At 70.5% G+C, this 18,185-nt stretch carries 17 protein-coding genes; 11 read left to right on the forward strand and 6 right to left on the reverse strand.

All coding sequences use genetic code 11. The features are described from left to right. The first annotated feature begins 37 nt into the window (after nucleotides 1-37). On the forward strand, nucleotides 38-802 hold the full coding sequence (locus tag ABZ953_RS34010) for an SDR family NAD(P)-dependent oxidoreductase (RefSeq protein WP_361732369.1): 765 nt from the start codon (nucleotides 38-40) through the stop codon (nucleotides 800-802). Nucleotides 803-804: 2 nt separating this feature from the next. Further along, nucleotides 805-1,014 carry a hypothetical protein gene (locus ABZ953_RS34015; RefSeq protein WP_361732476.1) on the forward strand — a complete coding sequence of 70 codons (210 nt, stop codon included), beginning with the start codon at nucleotides 805-807 and terminating at the stop codon, nucleotides 1,012-1,014. Between the two features lie 47 nt (nucleotides 1,015-1,061). Here ABZ953_RS34015 and ABZ953_RS34020 read toward each other — a convergent pair whose 3' ends face one another. After that, the gene (locus ABZ953_RS34020; protein WP_361732372.1) at nucleotides 1,062-2,255 is read right to left on the reverse strand and encodes an RtcB family protein; all 1,194 of its coding nucleotides are present in this window, start codon (nucleotides 2,253-2,255) and stop codon (nucleotides 1,062-1,064) included. Nucleotides 2,256-2,440: 185 nt separating this feature from the next. On the opposite strand from ABZ953_RS34020, the gene ABZ953_RS34025 reads away from it, so the two are divergent. From ABZ953_RS34025 to ABZ953_RS34055, 7 genes are all read left to right on the forward strand, one after another. Next, nucleotides 2,441-3,466 carry a DUF3558 domain-containing protein gene (locus ABZ953_RS34025; RefSeq protein ID WP_361732375.1) on the forward strand — a complete coding sequence of 342 codons (1,026 nt, stop codon included), beginning with the start codon at nucleotides 2,441-2,443 and terminating at the stop codon, nucleotides 3,464-3,466. A 144-nt stretch (nucleotides 3,467-3,610) separates the two neighbouring features. Further along, complete coding sequence (locus ABZ953_RS34030) at nucleotides 3,611-4,531, forward strand: DUF3558 domain-containing protein (RefSeq protein ID WP_361732378.1); 921 nt, start codon at nucleotides 3,611-3,613, stop codon at nucleotides 4,529-4,531. 185 nt (nucleotides 4,532-4,716) lie between these two features. Next, nucleotides 4,717-6,156, forward strand: coding sequence for a DUF2637 domain-containing protein (locus ABZ953_RS34035; RefSeq protein WP_361732381.1), 1,440 nt, complete (start codon nucleotides 4,717-4,719; stop codon nucleotides 6,154-6,156). Between the two features lie 271 nt (nucleotides 6,157-6,427). Next, complete coding sequence (locus tag ABZ953_RS34040) at nucleotides 6,428-6,736, forward strand: hypothetical protein (protein WP_361732384.1); 309 nt, start codon at nucleotides 6,428-6,430, stop codon at nucleotides 6,734-6,736. 9 nt (nucleotides 6,737-6,745) lie between these two features. After that, nucleotides 6,746-7,525, forward strand: a complete 780-nt coding sequence (locus ABZ953_RS34045) for an ATP-binding cassette domain-containing protein (RefSeq protein ID WP_361732387.1) — start codon at nucleotides 6,746-6,748, stop codon at nucleotides 7,523-7,525. Continuing rightward, nucleotides 7,525-8,739, forward strand: coding sequence for a hypothetical protein (locus ABZ953_RS34050; protein WP_361732390.1), 1,215 nt, complete (start codon nucleotides 7,525-7,527; stop codon nucleotides 8,737-8,739). The genes ABZ953_RS34045 and ABZ953_RS34050 overlap by 1 nt, the downstream gene beginning before the upstream one ends. After that, complete coding sequence (locus ABZ953_RS34055) at nucleotides 8,720-9,346, forward strand: hypothetical protein (protein ID WP_361732393.1); 627 nt, start codon at nucleotides 8,720-8,722, stop codon at nucleotides 9,344-9,346. The genes ABZ953_RS34050 and ABZ953_RS34055 overlap by 20 nt, the downstream gene beginning before the upstream one ends. A gap of 88 nt (nucleotides 9,347-9,434) precedes the next feature. On the opposite strand, the gene ABZ953_RS34060 is transcribed toward ABZ953_RS34055, so the two are convergent. Together ABZ953_RS34060 and lysS are read right to left on the reverse strand one after the other, a co-directional pair. Next, nucleotides 9,435-9,632 carry a hypothetical protein gene (locus ABZ953_RS34060; protein WP_361732396.1) on the reverse strand — a complete coding sequence of 66 codons (198 nt, stop codon included), beginning with the start codon at nucleotides 9,630-9,632 and terminating at the stop codon, nucleotides 9,435-9,437. Between the two features lie 145 nt (nucleotides 9,633-9,777). Next, complete coding sequence (gene lysS, locus ABZ953_RS34065; RefSeq protein ID WP_361732399.1) at nucleotides 9,778-11,565, reverse strand: lysine--tRNA ligase; 1,788 nt, start codon at nucleotides 11,563-11,565, stop codon at nucleotides 9,778-9,780. 171 nt (nucleotides 11,566-11,736) lie between these two features. Between lysS and argS the strand changes: the two genes are divergently transcribed. Continuing rightward, nucleotides 11,737-13,506 carry an arginine--tRNA ligase gene (argS, locus tag ABZ953_RS34070; protein ID WP_361732402.1) on the forward strand — a complete coding sequence of 590 codons (1,770 nt, stop codon included), beginning with the start codon at nucleotides 11,737-11,739 and terminating at the stop codon, nucleotides 13,504-13,506. Between the two features lie 46 nt (nucleotides 13,507-13,552). On the opposite strand, the gene ABZ953_RS34075 is transcribed toward argS, so the two are convergent. From ABZ953_RS34075 to ABZ953_RS34085, 3 genes are all read right to left on the reverse strand, one after another. After that, nucleotides 13,553-14,482: a hypothetical protein gene (locus tag ABZ953_RS34075; protein WP_361732405.1), complete on the reverse strand. Its 930-nt coding sequence runs from the start codon at nucleotides 14,480-14,482 to the stop codon at nucleotides 13,553-13,555. 126 nt (nucleotides 14,483-14,608) lie between these two features. Beyond that, the gene (locus tag ABZ953_RS34080; RefSeq protein WP_361732408.1) at nucleotides 14,609-15,841 is read right to left on the reverse strand and encodes a PLP-dependent aminotransferase family protein; all 1,233 of its coding nucleotides are present in this window, start codon (nucleotides 15,839-15,841) and stop codon (nucleotides 14,609-14,611) included. Between the two features lie 202 nt (nucleotides 15,842-16,043). Beyond that, nucleotides 16,044-17,345 (reverse strand): helix-turn-helix transcriptional regulator, encoded by a 1,302-nt coding sequence (locus ABZ953_RS34085; RefSeq protein WP_361732411.1) that lies wholly within the window; start codon nucleotides 17,343-17,345, stop codon nucleotides 16,044-16,046. A 180-nt stretch (nucleotides 17,346-17,525) separates the two neighbouring features. Here ABZ953_RS34085 and ABZ953_RS34090 point away from each other — a divergent pair, with 180 nt between their 5' ends. Then, nucleotides 17,526-18,170: a DUF4232 domain-containing protein gene (locus ABZ953_RS34090; protein ID WP_361732414.1), complete on the forward strand. Its 645-nt coding sequence runs from the start codon at nucleotides 17,526-17,528 to the stop codon at nucleotides 18,168-18,170. Nucleotides 18,171-18,185 lie beyond the last annotated feature (15 nt).

An 18,185-nucleotide genomic window follows, 5' to 3' on the forward strand; every position in this document is an offset into this window, starting at 1 on the left:
GCACCGACGCCGAGCCCCGCCTGCCCGAGGAGCGCCCATGACCGCCGCCGCCACCCGCATCGCGATCATCACCGGCGCGAGCAGCGGTATCGGCGCCGCCACCGCCCGCGGCCTCGCCGCCGCCGGTTACCGCGTCGTCCTCACCGCGCGCCGCAAGGACCGCATCGAGGCGCTCGCCGCCGAGCTGACCGACGCCGGGCACGACGCGGTCGCGTACGCGCTCGACGTCACCGACCGCGCCGCGGTCGACACCTTCGCGACGGCCTTCAAGAAGATCGCCGTCCTGGTGAACAACGCGGGCGGCGCGCTGGGCGCGGACTCGATCGCCTCCAGCGACCCGGCGGACTGGCGCCAGATGTACGAGACGAACGTCATCGGCACGCTCAACGTCACGCAGGCCCTGCTGCCCGCGCTCACCGCCAGCGGCGACGGCACGGTGGTCGTCCTCTCGTCCACGGCGGGCCACGGGACGTATGAGGGAGGCGGTGGCTACGTGGCCGCCAAGCACGCCGAGCACGTCCTCGCCGAGACCCTCCGCCTGGAGATCGTCGGCACCCCGGTCCGCGTCATCGAGGTCGCCCCCGGCATGGTCAAGACGGACGAGTTCGCACTGACCCGCTTCGGCGGCGACACGGACAAGGCCGCGAAGGTCTACGCGGGCGTCGCCGAGCCGCTCACCGCCGACGACGTGGCGGACACGATCACCTGGGCGGTCACGCGCCCGGCCCACGTCAACATCGACCTCCTGGTGGTCCGCCCGCGCGCCCAGGCGTCCAACACCAAGGTCCACAGGGAGTCGTGACGATGCCGCTCCCGGGCGACGACCCCGGCAGACCCGCCTACTCCGCGGACTCCCCCGACCCGCTCGAACGCCTCACCCACGAGCACGAGTCCCGCCGCCTCGCCGAGGAGAAGAAGAACGAACGGATGATGTGGTGGTACCTCGCGTACTTCCTCTTCGGCATCCACATCGTCGCGTTCGTCATGATCTACGCGGTCACCCACGCGAAGTAGAAGTAGGCGCGCGGAGTGAGGGCGTGAAGGGCTGAGGGCGCACCCCTTCAGCCCTTCACGCAGACGACCTGCTTCAGCTTCGCGACGACCTGCACGAGGTCGCGCTGCTGGTCGATGACCTGCTCGATCGGCTTGTACGCGCCCGGGATCTCGTCCACGACGCCCGAGTCCTTGCGGCACTCGACGCCCCGCGTCTGTTCCTCCAGATCCTGCGTCGAGAAGCGGCGCTTCGCCGCGCCCCGGCTCATGCGCCGACCGGCGCCGTGCGACGCCGAGTTGAAGGACGCCTCGTTGCCGAGGCCCTTCACGATGTACGAGCCGGTGCCCATGGAGCCCGGGATGATGCCGTAGTCCCCGCTGCCCGCGCGGATCGCGCCCTTGCGGGTGACCAGCAGGTCCATCCCTTCGTAACGCTCCTCGCTGACGTAGTTGTGGTGGCAGGAGATCTCCTGCTCGAACGTCGGCTTGGCCTTCTTGAACTCCTTGCGGACCACGTCCTTGAAGAGCGCCATCATGATCGCGCGGTTGTACTTCGCGTACTCCTGGGCCCAGAACAGGTCGTTGCGGTACGCCGCCATCTGCGGAGTGTCCGCGATGAAGACCGCGAGGTCGCGGTCGACCAGGCCCTGATTGTGCGCAAGGTGCTGGGCCACGCCCATGTGGTGGTCGGCGAGTTCCTTGCCGATATTGCGGGAGTCGGAGTGCAGCATGAGCCAAACCGAATCGGACATATCAATACAAAACTCTACAAAGTGGTTGCCCGCCCCGAGCGTTCCCATCTGCTTGACCGCTCGCCCCTCCCGGAACTTCACCGCCTCCGCGACCCCCTCGAACCGCCCCCAGAAGTCATCCCACCCAGCCGTCCCCATCCCATGGAAACCCCCCGGCCCCACGGGGTCCTCATGCATGCCCCGCCCCACCGGAATCGCCTGCTCGATCTTGGAGCGCAGGCGGGAAAGGTCACCCGGAAGGTCGTTCGCGGTCAGCGATGTCCTGACCGCCGACATGCCGCAGCCGATGTCGACGCCGACCGCCGCCGGACACACCGCGCCCTGCATGGCGATCACCGAGCCGACCGTCGCACCCTTGCCGTAGTGGACGTCCGGCATGACGGCCAGGCCCTTGATCCAGGGCAGCGTCGCCACGTTCTGCAGCTGCCGCATCGCCGCGTCCTCGACCGACCGCGGGTCCGTCCACATCCGGATCGGTACCTTCGCACCCGGAACCTCTACATATGACATTTCGCCCTCAATCCCCCGTAATCAACTACAAGCCAGGAAGCGCAAATACCGGCGCCAAGGTCAACGAAAGGGGTGACGGACCGGCGTCCACGGCAGTGCGTGCGATACACATTGTCTCCATCGGTCGCCCACCAGCGGCAACCCAATATCCAGGCAGAGACAGCCAGGCGAGAGGAGCCACCACGGTGCAGCGGAAGGCCAAGGCCTGTGTCCCCGGTGTCGCCGCACTCCTCGCGGCGATCCTGACCGGCTGCTCCGGCGGGTCCGGCCTCGGCGACGAGAGCGACGACGCGAAGCCCGGCGGCAGCGGCAGTTCCACCGCCGTGGCGCAGCCCGGCAAGTACCGCACGCTTCCCGAGCCGTGCGGCGAGGTGGATCACGGCACCCTCGACGCGATGCTGCCCGGCATCGTGGAGATGGAGGACACCGAGCAGCGCGAGAAGGCGTACGAGGGCACGCCCACGGTGACGTACGACACCGACCGGCGCGTGGGCTGCAACTGGAAGATCGAGTCCTCCGGCGCCACCCACCATCTCCTCGTCGACTTCGAGCGCGTCGTGTCGTACGACGGCACGGTCAGCGACGACGCCCGCGCCGCGGAGATCTACGCGTCGAAGCTGCGCGAGGCGGGGCTCACCCCACCCTCCGCATCCGCGTCAGAGGACGAGGGCGAGGGCGAGGGCGAGGGGAACGGTGAGGACGACGGCGACGGCGACGGGACCGAGTCCGGCGAGTCCGGCGAGTCCGGCAAGACCGGCAAGACCGATGCCCCCGAGTCGGGCGACAAGGCCCAGGGCGGCAAGAAGGGCAAGAGCGAGGGCAAGAACGAGGACGAGGAGCAGGGCAAGAACGGGGGCGAGGACGGGAAGGGCGGCGAGGGGAAGGCGGACGGTGGCTCACAGGACGATGGCTCGCAGGACGGTGGCTCGCAGGACGGCGCCACCTCCCACCCCGCCACCCCGCCCCCCGGCCTGGAGCCCCGCACCCTCCCCGACCTCGGCGACGAGGCCTTCCTCGACGACGCCCTGACCACCGCCGCCTCGGCCTCCCGTCACCGCACCGTGACTGTGGTGTTCCGCACGTCAAACGTCATCGTGACCATCGAGTACGACGAGCAGCCCGGCCGCCGCACGGATGTCCCCGACAGCAAGGAAATGCAGGACAAGGCGCAGGACCTGGCCGACCGGCTGGCCGGAGAGTTCAACGAGTAGAGGCCGGACGGGGCGGGTACGGAAGGCCGTCCGGCTCGCCCGAACCGGAGCCGTCCGCTGTCCCATGCGCGTACCGTGGCCCCTCGGACCCGACGACGTCACGAGACGAACTGGACGTCACGAGACGAACAGAGTGAAGGAACCATGCACCGACCTGCACAGCGAAAGCGACAGCTCCGCAGCCGCCTCCTCGTCTGCGCGGCCGCCGTACCGGTGATCCTCGTCGCCGGCTGCTCCTCCGACTCCGATTCCGGCTCCGGCTCCGACGGGGCCAAGAAGGACTCCGGCGGTAAGGCCTCGGCCCCGGCCAAGGGCGGCGACAAGGCCGCGAGCGTGGAGAAGGCCGCGTACGCCAAGCTCCCCGAGCCCTGCGACGTCCTGTCGAAGAAGACGCTCGGGGACCTGGTGCCGAAGGCGAAGGACAAGTCGGGCAAGACCGGCACGTCCAGCGACACGGCGCTGCGCGGCAGCTGCTCCTGGGACAGCCTCGACAACAACGGCGTGGACGGCTCCCAGTTCCGCTGGCTGCGCGTCTCGCTGCTGCGTTTCGAGTCCGACGCGTCCCTCGGCAGCGGTGCGAAGCGCGCGCAGGACAGCTTCGCCAAGCAGGTCGAGGACGCCAAGGCGACCAAGGACGCCAAGGGCGTCAAGACGGAGCCGGTGCAGGGCGTCGGCCAGCAGGCGACGCTCGTGCGGTACGACCTGAAGAAGGACAAGGACACCTTCAAGCAGCAGACCTTCGTCACGCGCATGGAGAACGCGGTCATCGTCGTCGATCTCAACGGCGCGGGTCTCGCGGGCGACAAGGCCCCCGACGCGGGCAAGCTGTCGAAGGACGCGCAGCAGGCGGCGAAGGAGGCCGTGGCAGCGGTCGTCTCCGCCAACGGCAGCGGCAAGGCGTCCTCCGGTGCGGGCGAGAAGCCGAAGGGCGACGACTCGAAGTCCGACGCCCCCAAGAAGGACGAGCCGAAGAAGGACGGGGCCAAGGACGAGCCCAAGAAGGACGACACCAAGTCCAAGGAGTCGGACAAGCCCAAGGGCAAGGGCGACGACAGCAAGTCCTGACACAGCGCGTCCAGCGCCAACGCGCGCCAACGCCCGCCCTGAACAGGCGAGTTGACGGAGCCCGGCCCCTCGCGGGCCGGGCTCCCGGCGTACCGGCACACGGCCTCCCGCACACATGTGCCAGGCTGTCGCTCGCAACAAGCCGACACAGGCCTTGAACAGGGAGGGGTTCGCGGGTGGCCGCGATGCAGCTGACACGCACGCACCGGATACTCATCGGAGTGGTCGTCGCCGGAGCGGTCGTCATCGCCGGGATCGGCTTCGCGGGGTCGTACGCGGCCGTGCGCGAGCTCGCCGAGGAGAAGGGTTTCGGCAGCTTCTCGGCGGTCTTCCCCATCGGCGTCGACGCGGGCATCTGCGTCCTGCTCGCCCTCGACCTCCTGCTGACCTGGCTGCGCATCCCCTTCCCGCTGCTTCGCCAGACCGCATGGCTGCTCACGGCCGGGACGATCCTCTTCAACGCGGCCTCCAGCTGGGGCGATCCGCTCGGCGTCGCCATGCACGCGGTCATCCCGGTGCTCTTCGTGGTGGCCGTCGAGGCGGCCCGGCACGCGGTGGGCCGGATCGCGGACATCACCGCCGACAAGCACATGGAAGGCGTGCGCCTCACCCGCTGGCTGCTCTCCCCCATCCCCACCTTCAAGCTGTGGCGCCGCATGAAGCTGTGGGAGCTGCGCAGCTACGAGCAGGTCATCAAGCTCGAACAGGAACGCCTCGTCTACCAGGCGCGCCTGCAGGCCCGGTTCGGCCGCGCCTGGCGCCGCAAGGCCCCCGTCGAGTCGCTGATGCCGCTGCGCCTCGCGCGCTACGGCGTCCCGCTCGCGGAGACCGCCCCGGCGGGCCTCGCCGCGGCGGGCATCGAGCCGGTGCTGCTGCCGCCCGCCCCGGCGGCCACGACGACCCCCGCGGTCCCGGCGTCCCGGGCGTCCGACGGGCCCCGCCAGCCGCAACTGACCGCCGCGCCAGCCGAGTCCGAGCCGGAGCACGAGTCCCAGCCCGAGCGTGAGCCCCAGCCCGAGCCCGCGCAGGGCGCGGCGTCCGAGGCCCCCGCGGAGAAACTCCCGGTGGCCAACCACGCGAGCCCCTGGTTCGCGGAGCACAACGCCTCGTACGCGCCGGTCGCTCCGTACGACGAGTGGTACGCCGAGCAGGAGCGGCAGCAGGGCACGGGCGAGGGCGGGGGCCACGGGGGCCACGAGGGCCAACAGGCGTACGAGCAGCAGGCATACGAGCAGCAGGTGTACGCCGCCCAGCAAGCCCAGCAGGCCCAACAGGCCCAACAAGCCCAGCAGGCCCAGCCCCCGCAGCCCCACCCCGCCGAGCACGGACCGGAGTTCCCCGTGCCGAACGGCGCAGGCGGCACGCGCCCGCTCGGCGACGGCACCACGCAGCCGGGCGCAGCACCTGGCGCAGCACCCGGCGCCGGTCCCGGCCCCACCGACGACGACCTGTACCAGGTGTTCCGGCACTCGATAGAGGGCGAGGGCATGCCGACCCCCGGCGCGTTCGCGGCCAATGCCGAGGCGGCCTTCGGACTGCGCCTCCAGTCGCGTGAACTCAACCATTACATGGACCAGTTCACGGCCCGCCTGGACAACGAACTCATGGAAGACCACATCGCCTGACAAGTCTTCCGCACGGCAAAGGGCGCTTCGCGATCTCCGCGAGGCGCCCTTTGCCGTTGCCCGAGTAACCGCCCGCTCGAGTAATCGCCCGCCCGAGTAACCGCCCGAGTAACCGCCCGAGTAACCGATGGCTGCTACACCAACCTTGACGTCATAGCAAATTTTGGCACTCGCTTTACTTGATTCATACTCTCGTAGTCCCTGGCGCTGCCCTACATGTGTTGTCGGGAATTGTTTGGCCAGGGGGGGAATCAAGTCGAAGGAGACTTACATGTCAATCACCCGTCGCATCATGTCCGGTGTGGTCACCGTTGCCGTCGGTGGAGGCCTCATCGCGATTACGGCTCCGGTCGCGCAGGCCGCTCCGAAGGTGTCGTGCACCAAGAAGGTATTCAACACTTCCGGTTGGGGAAGCTGCGCGAACTACGGGCCGGGGAGCATTCGCGTCAGGCACATATTCGACTGTTCCATGCAGGCCGACATGCGCTCCGAGTGGAGCAACGTCAGCGCCAACCGCAAGGTGACGCACCACAACGAGTGCCGTTTCTCCATGCGTGACGTCACCGCTCAGCTGAAGTAGGCGAGCCGGATGACTTCGTCACACACCACGAGCACGGCGACGACGGCCTGGATCACGGTCGACGGTCTGGTCCAGGGGTACCCCGGGCGGACCGTCGTCGACGGCCTCGACCTCGCGATCGGCAAGGGGGTCTTCGGCCTCCTGGGGCCGAACGGCGCCGGCAAGACGACCCTGCTCAAAACCCTCGCAACCGTCGACGCCCCGGCGGCGGGCACGGTGAAACTGCTCGGCCACGATGTGAGCGACCGGCGTGCGCGACGGCTCGCCCGACGTGAACTGGGTTTCCTGCCACAGGAATTCGGATACTTTCCGTCGTTCACCGTCCTTGACTTCGTGCGCTACTGCGCGTGGCTGCGCGAAGTGCCGCGAGCACGAATAGAAGGGGCCTCCCGCGAAGCCGTTCGGCGGGTGGGACTCGATGGTGTGCGGCGAAGCAAGCTGCAGCAGCTCTCGGGCGGCATGCTGCGCCGTTGCGGAATCGCCCAGGCGATTGTGGCCGACCCGAAAGTGATCGTGCTCGACGAACCCACGATCGGTCTCGACCCCGAACAACGGCTGGAGTTCAGGGAGCTGCTGCGCGAATTGGCGGAGTCCTCCGCTGTCGTGTTCAGTACACATCTGGTGGAGGACATCGCCGCCGCCGCGGACACCGTCGCGGTCTTTACCGCGGGTTCCGTCCTTTTCCGGGGAACGCCGGACGGTCTCGCGTCGCTGGCCGACGCGGACGACCGAGGGGATTCCCCCATTGAGCGTGGCTATATGAAACTGCTCGCGCGGGAGGCCGTGTGATGGGCGTTCTACGTCTGGAACTGCGCCGCTCTCCGCTGCCCTGGTGGCTGCTCGGCATGACGGCGGTCGGCCTGGGCTGGCTGGCCGCCCAGTCCGGTGACTGGACCCTGGTGTGGCCACGCGCCGCGGCCGCCGCCCAGGCCACGGTGGTCTTCCTCGGCCCCATGGCCGCGACGGCGGCAGCTGTGGCGGCGGGGCGGGTCCACGAGAACACCGCGTACGGCCTCACCCACGGTGCGGCGCGCCCCGGCTGGCAGCAGTCTCTTGCCCAGCTGGCGTCGACATGCCTGTACGTCGTGGTCCCGTATCTGATCGTGGCTCTGGTCGCCCTGTCCAGGCCGCTGTTCGGCGGGATCGCGCCGGGCGGCCCGTGGCCCTCGTATCTGCTGCTCGGCGCCGTCGCACTGCTGGTGTGCACGGGTGCCGGGCACGCCGTCGGACGCCTTGTGGCAGGTCCGGCCGGGCCCGCGGCCGTCGCTGTCGCCACTTTCCTCGGCCTGGGCGTGCTGGCCTCCGACAGCCCCTTCAACCTCACCGTGGTCTCCGGGGCCCCCGACCGCGAGCTGAGCCCGGGTGCGGTGGGCGTCCGCCTGCTCCTTGCCGCGGCGGTCCTGTGCTTCGCGGTCGTCGCCGCGCGCCCGGCGGCCCGTGCGGCAGTCGGCCGGTTCCGGTTCCTCTTGCCGGGCGCGTCCTGCGCGGTCGCGCTGCTCGCCGTCGTGGGCATGGGGCAGCTCGGCTTCCCGCAGGTCGACCGCGACCCGGTCGCCCCGGTCTGCGCGAAGGGCGCGCCGCAGGTCTGCGTATGGCCCGAGAACGAGGCACACCTCGACCACACGGCCCGCCTCGCGCGGAAGGTGTCGAAGGCGGCGGGCGGGGCGGTCCCCGTTCCCCGGCGCTTCTACGAGCACGGGCTCCACACGTCCGACGACGGCGAGTCGTACGGTTTCCGGCTCGGCGTCGGGGACGCGGGAGCCATGGACGGCATGATCGGCGAGACCATGCCGACACCGCCCGCGTGCCGGGTGACCGACGCGGGCATCGACCGCCTCGCCTCGGCCGGCGAGTCCCTTGAGGAGTGGCTGTTTGCCCGCGCCCTCGGTGAGCACAGCGAGATGCCCGCCGTGAGCGAGGTGCTGCACAAGTCCGAGAAGGAGCAGCGGCGGTGGGCCCGTACCCAGGTCGAGGCGATCACCGATGCTCCCTGCCGCGACTGACGCCCTCGCCCGGGAATGGGCCGGGTACCTCCGGGCGAGAGGCCTCGCGCGCATCGCCACCGGCCTCGCGCTGCTGCTCGCTCTGACCTGGTTCGCGGGTGGCCGGGTGCTCGACCTGCCGAGCTGGCCGGGGGTCTCCGCGCCGCTGAGGGCGAGCGCCCTGCTCCCGGTCCTCTACGGCCTCTGGGCGGCGTCCTGCCTCCAGAGCCGCATGGCCGGGCTCGAACTGCACGCCGCTCGTCGGCTCCACCACTGGGACGTGGCCCTGGCCGCGGCGGCCGTCGTGGTCGCCCTCACGCCGAGTCTGCTCGTCCTGGCCGAGGAGGGCGGGCGGCAGGCCGGTGTCACCGCCCGCAACACCCTGTTGTGGGCGGGGCTGGCGCTGGTGCTCTCGCGGTTCGTGGGGCAGCGGCGGATCTGGCTCGTCGTCCTGGCGGCGGCCTGCGCGCTGACCGTCACGGGCTGGGACCGGGCCGCGTCCCCCCGCGCCTGGGCCTTTCCCCTCCACCCGTACGACAGCGGCCGCGCGCTCGCCTCCGCGGCGCTCGCCACGGCGCTCGGCCTGCTGTGTGTCGCCGCTCCCTGGCGCCGCAGAGCCGATCGCTGACGACAGTTACAGCTACAACTACAGCTACAACTACAACTACAGCTACAGCTACAGCTACGGAAGGGCCGCGTCCGGCTCAGACGCGGCCCTACTCGCGCTTGCGCGCGGCCTCCCCGTAGAACGCGACGCCCGTGCCCGCCAGGAAGAGCACGACGTACAGCGGCGTGGGCACGTGCCACCAGTTCTGCAGCACGCCCCAGGCCTCGTCGTCGAAGACGCGCCCGGCGACGCCCAGCGCGCCCTGGACTCCGAGGATCCATCCGGCGATGGCGATGAGTTCCTTCATACGTCCATGATCGATGCCGTGCGCGGGGCGCGCGTCATGCCTCCGGCGGAGCTCCCGGTAGTCCGAAGGATGCACCACCGGGAAGCTCACCACAGGGAAGCCCACCACCGAGAAACTCACCACCGAGCTGCTGGGCGCCCAGCTGCTAGGCGCCCAGCAGCTTGCGCACCCGGTCGGCGCCGACGGCGAGCAGCAGGGTGGGCAGGCGCGGCCCGGTCTCGCGGGTGACGAGGAGGCGGTAGAGCAGCGCGAAGAACGAGCGCTGCGCCACCTTGATCTCCGCCGGGAGCTCCTTGGCGGTCGCGTCCGCCGGGAAGCCCGCCTGCACCTTCGGCACGCCGTACACGAGGTGCGTGAGGCCGTCCAGGGACCAGTGCGAGTCGAGGCCTTCGAGGAGCAGCCGCAGCGACTCGCGACCCGCGTCGTCCAGGGACGACAGGAGTTCCGCGTCCGGCTCCGCGCGCACGATGGTGCGTGCGTCGGCCGGGACCTGGGTGGTGATCCAGTTCTCGGCGCGGTCCAGGCGCGGCCGCGTCTCGTCGAGCGACGTGATCGGGTCGGACGGGTCGAGGTCGCGCAGGATGCGCAGCGTCTGGTCCTCGGCGCCCGCGGTGACGTCCGCGACAGACGCGAGCGTCCGGTACGGCAGGGGGCGCGGCGTCTTCGGCAGCTCACGCGCGGCCGTGCGCACCGCACGGGAGTGCGCGGCCGCGTCGGCGGGCAGCACCGAGCCGTCGGCGACCTTGGACTCCAGCTTGTCCCACTCGTCGTAGAGCCGCTGGATCTCCTGGTCGAAGGCGATCTTGAAGGACTGGTTGGGCCTGCGGCGGGCGTAGAGCCAGCGCAGGAGCGGCGCCTCCATGATCTTCAGCGCGTCGCCGGGGGTCGGCACGCCGCCCTTGGAGGACGACATCTTCGCCATGCCGGAGATGCCCACGAAGGCGTACATCGGGCCGATGGGCTGCACGCCGCCGAAGATCTGGCGCACGATCTGGCCGCCGACGACGAAGGAGGAGCCGGGGGACGAGTGGTCGACGCCGGACGGCTCGAAGACGACGCCCTCGTACGCCCAGCGCATCGGCCAGTCGACCTTCCAGACCAGCTTGCCGCGGTTGAACTCGCTGAGCCGGACGGTCTCGCCGAAGCCGCACGCCGTGCAGGTGTAGACGAGCTCGGTGGTCGCGTCGTCGTAGGAGACGACGGTGGTGAGGTCCTTCTCGCACTGGCCGCAGTACGGCTTGTACGGGAAGTACCCGCTGGAGCCGCCGCTGCCGTCGTCCTCGCTCGCGGCGCCGGAGCCCTCGGCGGCCTCCAGCTCGGCCTCGTCGACGGGCTTCTGCGACTGCTTGCCGCCCTTGCCCGCCTTGGCCGGGTCCTTCTTGGTGCGGTACTGGTCGAGGATCGCGTCGATGTCACCGCGGTGCTTCATCGCGTGCAGGACCTGCTCGCGGTAGACGCCCGAGGTGTACTGCTCGGTCTGGCTGATCCCGTCGTACTCCACGCCGAGCTCGTCGAGCGCCGCGGTCATGGCCGCCTTGAAGTGCTCGGCCCAGTTCGGATACGCGGAACCGGCCGGGGCGGGCACGGAGGTCAGCGGCTTGCCGATGTGCTCGGCCCAGGACTCGTCGACGCCGGGGACACCGGCCGGGACCTTGCGGTACCGGTCGTAGTCGTCCCAGGAGATGAGGTGGCGGACCTCGTGCCCGCGCCGCCGCATCTCGTCGGCGACCAGGTGCGGGGTCATGACCTCGCGGAGGTTGCCCAGGTGGATCGGTCCCGAGGGGGAGAGTCCGGAGGCGACGACGATCACCTGCGCGGCGGCGCCCTCGTGTTTCGCGCCCTGGGCACGACGCTCCGACTCGGCGATGACCTCGTCCGCATAGCGGGCGACCCAGTCGGTGGTATCTGTGCTCTGAGCTGCCACGATCGGCACGTCCCCTTTTTTTCCTCGACACTCTCGGAATCCGGCGTCAGCCATTGTCCCAGACGGAACGAGTCCGTCCGGGGTTGCTCTTATCCAGGAGAAACGGCGTCCACGCTCATGGGACACTTGACGCTCACCTTGACGCACCTCATTTACGGCACCTTACGAGAACGGAAGCTCATGGCCCCGGTCACGTCCCTCACCGCCTCCGTCCACCAGCGCCTCGCGGACGCCCTCTCGGCTGCCCTGCCGGAGGCCGGCACCGCGGACCCGCTGCTGCGACGTAGCGACCGGGCCGACTTCCAGGCCAACGGCATCCTGGCGCTCGCGAAGAAGGCCAAGGCGAACCCGCGGGAGCTGGCGACCCAGGTCGTCGAGCGGATCACCCACGGCGACCTGCTGGCCGAGGTCGAGGTGTCCGGGCCCGGCTTCCTGAACGTCACGGTCACCGACAAGGCGATCACCGAGACGCTCGCGGCGCGCGCCGCCGACGGCGACCGGCTCGGCGTCCCGCTGAACCCGGCCGCGGGCACGACGGTCATCGACTACGCGCAGCCGAACGTGGCGAAGGAAATGCACGTAGGCCACCTGCGCTCCGCCGTGATCGGCGACGCCCTGCGCCACATGCTGGACTTCACCGGCGAGAAGACGATCGGCCGCCACCACATCGGCGACTGGGGCACCCAGTTCGGCATGCTCATCCAGTACCTGATCGAGAACCCCGGCCAGCTGGCCCCGGCCGACGAGGTCGACGGCGAGCAGGCGATGAGCAATTTGAACCGCGTCTACAAGGCGTCGCGTGCCGTCTTCGACACGGACGAGGAGTTCAAGGAGCGGGCCCGCAAGCGGGTCGTCGCCCTGCAGTCCGGCGACAAGGAGACGCTCGACCTGTGGCAGCGCTTCGTCGACGAGTCGAAGGTCTACTTCTACTCGGTCTTCGAGAAGCTGGACATGGAGGTCCGCGACGAGGAGATCGTCGGCGAGTCCGCGTACAACGACATGATGCCGGAGACGGCCCGTCTGCTTGAGGAGTCGGGCGTGGCCGTCCGCTCCGAGGGGGCCCTCGTCGTCTTCTTCGACGAGATCCGCGGCAAGGACGACCAGCCGGTCCCGCTGATCGTGCAGAAGGCCGACGGCGGCTTCGGGTACGCGGCGTCCGACCTCTCCGCGATCCGCGACCGCGTCCTGGACCTGACCGCGTCGACGCTGCTCTACGTGGTGGACGTGCGTCAGTCGCTGCACTTCAAGATGGTCTTCGAGGCGGCCCGCCGGATGGGCTGGCTGAGCGACGACGTCACCGCGCACAACATGGGCTACGGCACGGTGCTCGGCGCGGACGGCAAGCCGTTCAAGACCCGTGAGGGCGAGACGGTGCGCCTGGAGGACCTGCTCGACGAGGCGGTCGAGCGGGCGACGGCGGTCGTGCGGGAGAAGGCCGAGAAGATCGGCCTCTCCGAGGAGGAGATCGTCGAGAACGGCCGGTACGTGGGCATCGGCGCCGTGAAGTACGCGGACCTGTCGACGTCGGCGAGCCGCGACTACAAGTTCGACCTGGACCAGATGGTGTCCCTCAACGGCGACACGTCGGTCTATCTCCAGTACGCGTTCGCGCGGATCCAGTCGATCCTGCGCAAGGCGGGCTCGGAGACGGCCCCCGCGGCGCACCCGGAGCTCGAACTCGCCCCGGCCGAGCGCGCGTTGGGCCTGCACCTGGACGCGTTCGGCGCCACGGTCACAGAGGCCGCCGCCGAGTACGCGCCGCACAAGCTGGCCGCGTACCTGTACCAACTGGCGTCGCTGTACACGACGTTCTACGACCAGTGCCCGGTCATCAGGCCGCGTCCGGCGGAGGAAGTCGTCGAGAACCGTCTGTTCCTGTGCGACCTCACGGCGCGGACGCTGCACAAGGGCATGGCGCTCCTCGGCATCAGGACGCCCGAGCGCCTCTGACGCCCGAGCGCCTCTGACGCTCGGGCGGTCCTGACGGGGGGGTGGGTCAGGCGTAGTAGTGGACGGTGCCGTTCAGCGCGTCCGTGATGCCGCTGCCGCAGAACTGCTTGAACGTCGCGGCGAACGCCGTCAGTTGACCGGCCTCGTCCAGAGCCAGCTTGGTCACCTTGAACTCGCCCGACGTGGTGTTGCAGCCGCGGCCGTTGCCGTGGACGTCGAGCTCCGCGAGGCCGTCGTCGCCGAAGCGGTTGGCCTGGTAGGTCTTGCCGACCTCGAAGGCCTGCCCCTTCGGCGCGCCGATGTCGGCGGACCAGTCGTCGCGCTTCCCGGAGGCCGAGTAGTGCACCCGGGATGCGTCACCGGTCGCCCTGAAGGTGCTGGTGGAGCCGGTGTAGCCGACGGTGCGGCCGCCGCCGATGTAGTCGCCGGGGTCGCTCTGGAAGCGGTACGAGAGCGGGTACGCCCGGTACTTGACGACGCCCTTGAGGGCGGGGGCCGTGGCACTCTCGCAGTTCTGGGTGAACGACGCGTCCAGGAGGGTGACCGTACCGTCCGCGTCCGTCTCGATCTGGTTGACCGAGAACTGCCCGAACACCTCGTTGCAGCCGCGGCTGCCGCCGCTGACGTCGAGGCCGGGCGAGCGTCCGGTACGGAACGCGGCGCGCTCGGCGCCGCGGTAGACGCCGGGGCGCAGCTTCTCGCCCCTGGGCGCCGCGATGTCGATGCTCCACTGCGCGTCGGGCAGCGACACCGTCAGGGACTCGGCAGTCCCCCTGATCTGCATCGGGCTCTGCGGGTCCTTGTACGTGCCGGACCCGCCCTGGCCGATGTGGTCACCCTGGGCGCTCGTGTACGCGTACGAGCTGACGGCGACCGGGTCACCGGCGGCGGCCTGCGCGGGAGCGGCCTGCGCGGGAGCGGCGACGGCGAGCAGGCCGCCGGCCACCGCGACGCCGACCAGGGCTGAACTGCGCATGCGCATGGAAGATCCCCTCTGTATGAAGTGTGTGCAGCATCCGCACTCCCCAGGCGGATGAACTCTCAACAGTGGTCACCCTAGACGCGAGGACCGACAACTCTCCCCGGCGTCCCGCGAGTTCGCTCAGTTTTCACCAAACGCCCGGCCCAGGCGCCGCAGCCCCTCCGCGACCTCCTCCGGCGTCTGCGTCACGAAGCACATCCGCAGCGTCGCCCGGTCCGGTTCGCCCGCGAAGAACGGGGCGCCGGGGACGTACGCCACCTGGTGCGTGATGACCGTCCGCAGCAGCTCCGTCGTGTCATACCCCTCGGGAAGCCGCGCCCACACGAACATGCCGCCCTCAGGCCGGAGCCAACTGGACCCCTCGGGCAGGGCGTTGCCCAGACCGGCCAGCATCGCGTCGCGGCGGTCGCGGTAGACGCCCGCGACGCGGGCGACGTGCGCGTCCAGGTCCCGGTCGGCGAGGTAGCGCGCCGCGGCGAGCTGGTTGACGGTGGGCGTGTGCAGGTCCGCGGCCTGCTTGGCGACGGTGCAGGCGCGCAGCAGCGCGGCGGGCGCGCGCAGCCAGCCGAGCCGCAGCCCCGGCGCCATGACCTTGGAGAAGCTGCCGAGGAGGACGGTGCGGTCCGCGGCCCCGGGGTACGTGGCGATCCACGGCGCGCGCTCGCCCTCGAAGCGCAGCTCGCCGTACGGGTCGTCCTCGACGATCCACAGCCCGCGCCGCTCGGCGACCCGGGCGAGCGCCGCGCGCCGCTCGGCCGGCAGCGTGCGGCCGGTCGGGTTCTGGAAGGTGGGGACGGTGTAGAGCAGCTTGGGGCGGTGCAGGGCGACGAGTCCGTCGAGGGCGGCGGGGTCGATGCCGGACGCGTCGCAGGGCACGGGGACCACGCGCGCGCCCGCGAAGGCGAAGGCCTGAAGTGCCGCCAGATAGCAGGGGTTTTCGACGAGGACGGTGTCCCCGGGCTCGATCAGCGCGGTCGCGAGCAGCGAGAGCGCCTGCTGCGATCCGGTGGTGACGAGCACGTCGTCGGCGCCGGTCGGCAGCCCGCGGACGGCCGTGCGCCCCGCTATCGCGGCACGCAGCGCGGGTTCGCCCTCGGTGGTCGAGTACTGCAGGGCCCGCTCGGGCATCTCGTCGAGCACCGCACGGAACGCGGCCGCGATGCCCTCGCCGTCGAAGAGGCCGGGCGCGGGCAACCCGCCCGCGAAGTTGATGACTTCGGGCCGTGCGGTGACCGCGAGGATGTCGCGTACCGGCGAGCCGCCCACCGTCGCGGCGCGCGCGGCGAGCGGCGGGGTGGGGGCGACGGCGGTGGCGGTGGCGGTGGCGGTACGGGACGGCTCGGTGCGGCTCACGGCGAGGCTCCTTCGGCTCGGACGGCACCGCCCGCACCCTGGGTCGGACGGCGTCGCCCGCACCCTAAGCACGTGAATGCCCTCTACACGCGCCATTCCGGGATGCGGACGCGGCCGTACCGGGGCAGCTGAACCGAGGCAGCCGAACCGGAGTTCAGCCGAACCGGAGTTCAGCCGTACCGGAGTTCAGCCGTACCGGAGTTCAGCCGTCCTGCAGCTGCCTCTCCCACTTGTCGGCGTTCGGCGGCCAGCCGTACGTGGGCCTGCCCGCACTGCTGCTGGTGCGGAACGGCTTCTGCTGGTCGTCGACCCGGGCCACGCCGTGCCGCTTGCCGCTCGACCACCGCAGTTCCAGATACCAGCGCACGTCGTGCGACGCGACGTCGGCGTTGATGTAGAAGACCTCGGGGTCGCTCTCGCTGACCTTGTACGGGAAGCCGCGCTGGCCGTTCTTGGGCGTGACGCGCGGCGCCGCGTCGTCGAGGTCGACGTGGAAGGACTTGGTGGACACGTTGCCGCCGCAGCCGGTCGCCATCTGGTAGTTGTTCCAGGTCAGCGGCGCGCTGGTGCTCTGCACGCGGACGTCCATGCCCTCCAGGACCACGGTCTCCTTGCCCAGGCCCTGCACGGTCACCTCAATGAACTGGTTGCCGGACGCGACAGCGCCGAGGTCGCCGACCCAGCCCGGGGTGTCCTGCGCGGCGGGCTGCTGCGGCACCTCGTCGGGCTTCCGGTTGACCAGGAAGTCCATGCCGCAGGGGTCGTCGTAGGCGTACGGCTTGGTGCGCGTCGTCACCAAGTCGCTGTCGCTCTGCACGCCGCCGGAGTCGGTCCCCTTGCCCGCGCCCCGGGGCGTCTCGGGCGACGGGCCGCCCTTCTTGGAGGGCGGTGCGGAGGGACCGCCCTTGTTCTCCTTGCCGCCGTCCTTGTCCTTGTTCTTGTCCTCGTCCTTGCCGCTGTCCTTGCTGGGGGCGTCGGAGTGGTCGGCGCTCGGGCCCGACGATGCGGTGGTCCCCGGCTGCCGCTTGTGCCCGTCGTCGTCGCGGCCGTTCAGCGCGAGGGCGACGGAGCCGACGCCGACGACCGCGGCGACGGCGGCCGCCAGGACGATGGTGCTCCGCCTGCGCGAGCGACTGGGCGAGCGACCGGGCGAGGCGCCGGGCTCGGACCGCTCCGACGCGGTGTCCGCTCGTGCGTCCGACTCCGTTTCCGGCCCGGGGGCAGTGGGGGATTGCTGAGCGGCAGCGGGCGGCGACGGCTCCGGCTTACGCCGCCGGTCCGCGTCCGCGAGGATCCACCGCCGGTGGGCCTCCACCAGTTCGTCCGGCGTCGCCTTGCAGAGGCGGGCGAACCGCTCCACGGGCGCGAACTCGGTGGGCACCGCATCTCCGTTGCAGTACCTGTGCAACGTCGACGTGCTCATGTGAAGCCGCTTGGCCAGCGCTCCGTAGCTGAGCCCGGACCGCTCCTTGAGCTCCCGGAGCAACTCCGCGAGCGATGCCATCTCTGCCCTCCCCCATCCCAGACCGTCGTTCCAGGGCAGTCACGTTTTCCCTGGTCAGAGTCAGTATGAACGTTCCAGCGTCCCCAACTCCCCCGTGCCTGTGGCGAGGGGGACGCACCACCCCACAAGCTTTCGTCATCCAAGCATGTCGGCTCCGGCACACATCACGAAGGATCAGCCATGTTCCGCACCAGTACCGTTACGAACACCCGTCCCCCACTCGCCGTCCGAGCCTTCGCCGCCGCAGCCATCACCGTCGGCAGCCTCGCCCTGACAGCTTGCGCGGACGGCACCGGAACCCGGGACGAGGGCGCGGCCACCTTCACCGCACAGGCAGCTGCCAAGCACAGCACGGAGTCGCAGCCCGCCACCAACCGGCGCACCGCGCGAGGCAAGGATCCGGTCACCTGCACGGGCTCCGCCGTCGAGGTGCGGGTCACCGAGGTCGCCCGCCCCGTGAACCACCTCCTGATCACCGCCACCAACACCGGCCCCAGGTCCTGCTCCGCCTACGGCGCCCCCTACCTCCGCTTCGACGACGCGCAGGCCCCCGCCGACACCGGCACCGGTTCCGTCCCGCAGGCGGTCGTCACCCTGAAGCCGGGGCAGTCGGCGTACGCGGGTGTCATGACCTCGGCGGCCGACGGCAGCGGGGCGCACGGCCGCACCGCCCACCGCCTCGGCGTCCGGTTCGCGGGCCGGTCGACGCACGGCAGCGTCGGCAAGGAAGTGTCCGTCGAACTCCCCGCGGGCGGCGTGCACGTGGACAGCACGGCCACGACCACGTACTGGCAGACGACCCCGGAGGCCGCCCTGGCCGGGTGACGCGGAGCCTCATGC

The sequence above is a fragment of the Streptomyces sp. NPDC046465 genome, from assembly GCF_040646035.1.
GTDB lineage: Bacteria > Actinomycetota > Actinomycetes > Streptomycetales > Streptomycetaceae > Streptomyces.

Coding starts and splice junctions, on each gene's coding strand:
- ABZ953_RS34010 (WP_361732369.1), top strand. CDS start 38: ATGACCGCCGCCGCCACCCGCATCGCGATCATCACCGGCGCGAGCAGC.
- ABZ953_RS34015 (WP_361732476.1), top strand. CDS start 805: ATGCCGCTCCCGGGCGACGACCCCGGCAGACCCGCCTACTCCGCGGAC.
- ABZ953_RS34020 (WP_361732372.1), bottom strand. CDS start 2,255: ATGTCATATGTAGAGGTTCCGGGTGCGAAGGTACCGATCCGGATGTGG.
- ABZ953_RS34030 (WP_361732378.1), top strand. CDS start 3,611: ATGCACCGACCTGCACAGCGAAAGCGACAGCTCCGCAGCCGCCTCCTC.
- ABZ953_RS34035 (WP_361732381.1), top strand. CDS start 4,717: ATGCAGCTGACACGCACGCACCGGATACTCATCGGAGTGGTCGTCGCC.
- ABZ953_RS34040 (WP_361732384.1), top strand. CDS start 6,428: ATGTCAATCACCCGTCGCATCATGTCCGGTGTGGTCACCGTTGCCGTC.
- ABZ953_RS34045 (WP_361732387.1), top strand. CDS start 6,746: ATGACTTCGTCACACACCACGAGCACGGCGACGACGGCCTGGATCACG.
- ABZ953_RS34050 (WP_361732390.1), top strand. CDS start 7,525: ATGGGCGTTCTACGTCTGGAACTGCGCCGCTCTCCGCTGCCCTGGTGG.
- ABZ953_RS34055 (WP_361732393.1), top strand. CDS start 8,720: ATGCTCCCTGCCGCGACTGACGCCCTCGCCCGGGAATGGGCCGGGTAC.
- ABZ953_RS34060 (WP_361732396.1), bottom strand. CDS start 9,632: ATGAAGGAACTCATCGCCATCGCCGGATGGATCCTCGGAGTCCAGGGC.
- argS (WP_361732402.1), top strand. CDS start 11,737: ATGGCCCCGGTCACGTCCCTCACCGCCTCCGTCCACCAGCGCCTCGCG.
- ABZ953_RS34075 (WP_361732405.1), bottom strand. CDS start 14,482: ATGCGCAGTTCAGCCCTGGTCGGCGTCGCGGTGGCCGGCGGCCTGCTC.
- ABZ953_RS34085 (WP_361732411.1), bottom strand. CDS start 17,345: ATGGCATCGCTCGCGGAGTTGCTCCGGGAGCTCAAGGAGCGGTCCGGG.
- ABZ953_RS34090 (WP_361732414.1), top strand. CDS start 17,526: ATGTTCCGCACCAGTACCGTTACGAACACCCGTCCCCCACTCGCCGTC.